Origin of the sequence: Rhizobium sp. BIGb0125 (assembly GCF_024810055.1) — a bacterium.
Lineage (GTDB): Bacteria > Pseudomonadota > Alphaproteobacteria > Rhizobiales > Rhizobiaceae > Agrobacterium.
This window is the reverse complement of record NZ_JANUDV010000016.1, coordinates 2,501-6,302: the sequence shown is the minus strand read 5'-3', so window position 1 is coordinate 6,302 and position 3,802 is coordinate 2,501. Positions and strand designations below refer to the sequence as shown.

The 3,802-nt window shown below is 51.5% G+C and carries 1 tRNA gene and 2 rRNA genes; all 3 read right to left on the bottom strand.

From position 1 onward, the window contains the following. Position 1 precedes the first annotated feature (1 nt). The 3 genes from M2418_RS25660 to M2418_RS25650 all read right to left on the bottom strand — a co-directional run bounded on the left by M2418_RS25660 (position 2) and on the right by M2418_RS25650 (position 3,465). Positions 2 to 78: transfer RNA gene (locus tag M2418_RS25660), tRNA-Met, on the bottom strand. A 376-nt stretch (positions 79 to 454) separates the two neighbouring features. Continuing rightward, a 5S ribosomal RNA gene (gene rrf, locus M2418_RS25655) occupies positions 455 to 569 on the bottom strand. A 95-nt stretch (positions 570 to 664) separates the two neighbouring features. Next, positions 665 to 3,465 (bottom strand): 23S ribosomal RNA (locus M2418_RS25650). Positions 3,466 to 3,802: the final 337 nt, after the last annotated feature.

The window sequence follows — 3,802 nt, the reverse complement described above, 5'->3', positions numbered from 1 at the left end:
TTGGTTGCGGGGGCAGGATTTGAACCTGCGGCCTTCAGGTTATGAGCCTGACGAGCTACCGGGCTGCTCCACCCCGCGTTACCAGGTTTTTGCCAAAGGCAAAATACCCCTAGGCAAACTGTAAAACAGTTTGTCCGTACTCGGTAAACTGCATGGCAGTTCATCCGAACCAGCGCAAATCCAGAGGATTTGTCGCGACGACGTCGATCGCTCTAGCGATTGACGGATCTGTGCCGAGCAAATTGCGTTGCAATTTGTCTCGCGTTTCCTGAACTTGCCACTTTTCCCGGTCTATCAGCCCTCAAAGAGTTATCTTTTCGGAAGGGCGGGACGGCATTAGTCCAAGAATTGGCCTTAAACGCAAAAGGCCGCTTTGATAGCGGCCTCGTGTTGGGCATCGAGGCCCTTTTTGTGATGAGAAGATGTTTTGTAAGCTTTGAGTTGCGTTTAGCAGACCTGGCAGCGACCTACTCTCCCGCGTCTTAAGACGAAGTACCATTGGCGCTGGGGCGTTTCACGGCCGTGTTCGGAATGGGAACGGGTGCAGCCGCCCCGCAATAACCACCAGGTCGGCAAAACGCAACAACTTACGTTGTTTTCGAGAAGCTGGAGAGCGTGAAGCTCACTTTAATTTAACACGTCTTGATGGACATGAACAATGAGAACGAAGAAGTCGATCGAGCTATTAGTAACGGTAAGCTTCATACATTACTGTACTTCCACACCCGTCCTATCAACGTGGTCGTCTTCCACGGCTCTGATAGGGAATACTCGTTTTCAGGTTGGTTTCCCGCTTAGATGCCTTCAGCGGTTATCCATTCCGTATATAGCTACTCTGCTATGCCCTTGGCAGGACAACAGATCCACCAGAGATACGTCCATCCCGGTCCTCTCGTACTAGGGACAGATCCTGTCAATATTCCTACACCCACGGCAGATAGGGACCGAACTGTCTCACGACGTTCTGAACCCAACTCACGTACCGCTTTAAATGGCGAACAGCCATACCCTTGGGACCTGCTCCAGCCCCAGGATGCGATGAGTCGACATCGAGGTGCCAAACAACCCCGTCGATATGGACTCTTGGGGGTCATCAGCCTGTTATCCCCGGCGTACCTTTTATCCGTTGAGCGATGGCCCTTCCACACGGGACCACCGGATCACTATGACCGACTTTCGTCTCTGCTCGACTTGTCAGTCTCGCAGTCAGGCTAGCTTATGCCATTGCACTCGACGACCGATTTCCGACCGGTCTGAGCTAACCATCGCGCGCCTCCGTTACTCTTTCGGAGGCGACCGCCCCAGTCAAACTACCCACCATACACTGTCCCGGATCCGGATAACGGACCGCGGTTAGACATCCACGAAGATAAGGGTGGTATTTCAAGGATGGCTCCACAAGAACTGGCGTCCCTGCTTCAAAGCCTACCACCTATCCTACACATGCCTTGGCGAATGCCAGTGTAAAGCTATAGTAAAGGTGCACGGGGTCTTTCCGTCTGACCGCAGGAACCCCGCATCTTCACGGGGAATTCAATTTCACTGAGTCTATGTTGGAGACAGCGGGGAAGTCGTTACGCCATTCGTGCAGGTCGGAACTTACCCGACAAGGAATTTCGCTACCTTAGGACCGTTATAGTTACGGCCGCCGTTTACTGGGGCTTCAGTTCAGAGCTTGCACCCCTCCCTTTAACCTTCCAGCACCGGGCAGGCGTCAGACCCTATACGTCGTATTGCTACTTCGCAGAGCCCTGTGTTTTTGATAAACAGTCGCTACCCCCTGGTCTGTGCCACCCCACTATACTTGCGTACAATGGGGTCACGCTTCTTCCGAAGTTACGCGTGCAATTTGCCGAGTTCCTTCAACATAGTTCTCTCAAGCGCCTTGGTATACTCTACCTGACCACCTGTGTCGGTTTCGGGTACGGTCTATACGGTGGAGCTATTTCCTGGAACCTCTTCGCTGCACAACCAATCCAATAAGGGTGTACAACACACGAGATCCGTCACTACCACCAGGCCCACGAATATTAACGTGGTTCCCATCGACTACGCGTGTCCGCCTCGTCTTAGGGGCCGGCTAACCCTGCTCAGATTAACTTTAAGCAGGAACCCTTGGTCTTTCGGCGAGGGAGTCTCTCACTCCCTTTATCGTTACTCATGTCAACATTCGCACTTCCGATATCTCCAGCAGCCCTCACGGGTCCGCCTTCACAGACTTACGGAACGCTCCGCTACCACACGATCATAAGATCGTATCCTCAGCTTCGGTGCATGGCTTTAGCCCCGTTACATTTTCGGCGCAAAGACCCTTATTTAGACCAGTGAGCTGTTACGCTTTCTTTAAATGATGGCTGCTTCTAAGCCAACATCCTGGTTGTTTTGGGATCCTCACATCCTTTCCCACTTAGCCATGACTTGGGGACCTTAGCTGGAGGTCAGGGTTGTTGCCCTCTTCACGACGGACGTTAGCACCCGCCGTGTGTCTGCCGACTAGTACTCCTCGGTATTCGGAGTTTGGTTAGGATCAGTAAGACGGTGAGTCCCCATAGCCCATCCAGTGCTCTACCCCCGAGGGTATTCGGTCGACGCTCTACCTAAATAGATTTCGCGGAGAACCAGCTATTTCCGAGTTTGATTGGCCTTTCACCCCTAGCCACAAGTCATCCCAATCTATTGCAACAGATATGGGTTCGGCCCTCCAGTTGGTGTTACCCAACCTTCAGCCTGCTCATGGCTAGATCACTCGGTTTCGGGTCTAATGCAACTAACTAAATCGCCCTATTCAGACTCGCTTTCGCTGCGCCTACACCTACCGGCTTAAGCTTGCTAGTTACACTAAGTCGTTGACCCATTATACAAAAGGTACGCCGTCACCCTTGCGGGCTCCGACTGTTTGTAGGCATCCGGTTTCAGGTTCTATTTCACTCCCCTCGTCGGGGTGCTTTTCACCTTTCCCTCACGGTACTTGTTCGCTATCGGTCATGCACGAGTACTTAGGCTTGGAGAGTGGTCTCCCCATGTTCAGACAGGATTTCACGTGCCCCGCCTTACTCAAGGACAATGATTGTTCTACGTGTACGGGGCTATCACCCGCTACGGCCGAACTTTCCAGATCGTTCCACTTTATTCATCATTGCCACTGGCCTGGTCCGCGTTCGCTCGCCACTACTTACGGAGTCTCGGTTGATGTCCTTTCCTGCAGGTACTTAGATGTTTCAGTTCCCTGCGTTCGCTTCTTACCCCTATGTATTCGAAGGTAAGATACCTTATATCAATACTTGGAAACCCAAACCGTTCAGAAGAACAGCTTGGATTCTCCAAGTATTTAAGGTGGGTTGCCCCATTCGGAGATCCATGGATCAAAGCTTATTCGCAGCTCCCCACGGCTTATCGCAGCGTATCACGTCCTTCTTCGCCTGTGCATGCCAAGGCATCCACCAAATGCCCTTAAAACACTTGTTCGTTCTCATTGTCTATGCCCATCCATATTTGCAAATTTGGAATTCCTATCCTTCTCGCTTGCGCTCAAAGGGGTTCCAAATCGGCCTCACACAACCCTAAGGTATGCGTAAAACCAGCAAAAAACTGATTACCTTTTACAATCAGATCATTTCATGATGCCATCGACGTGTTCGATACAATCCTCATATGAAGGCACGCCGGTGCACTTCGAGGTCGTATCATTAAGACCAGCTTCTCGAGATATCATCCGGTGATGCGCGGTCAGGCAACACCAATCCAGCATTTCCATCAGATGAACAAAAGTTCAAACAACAAAAATGCCTAGGACAAGCTTTCC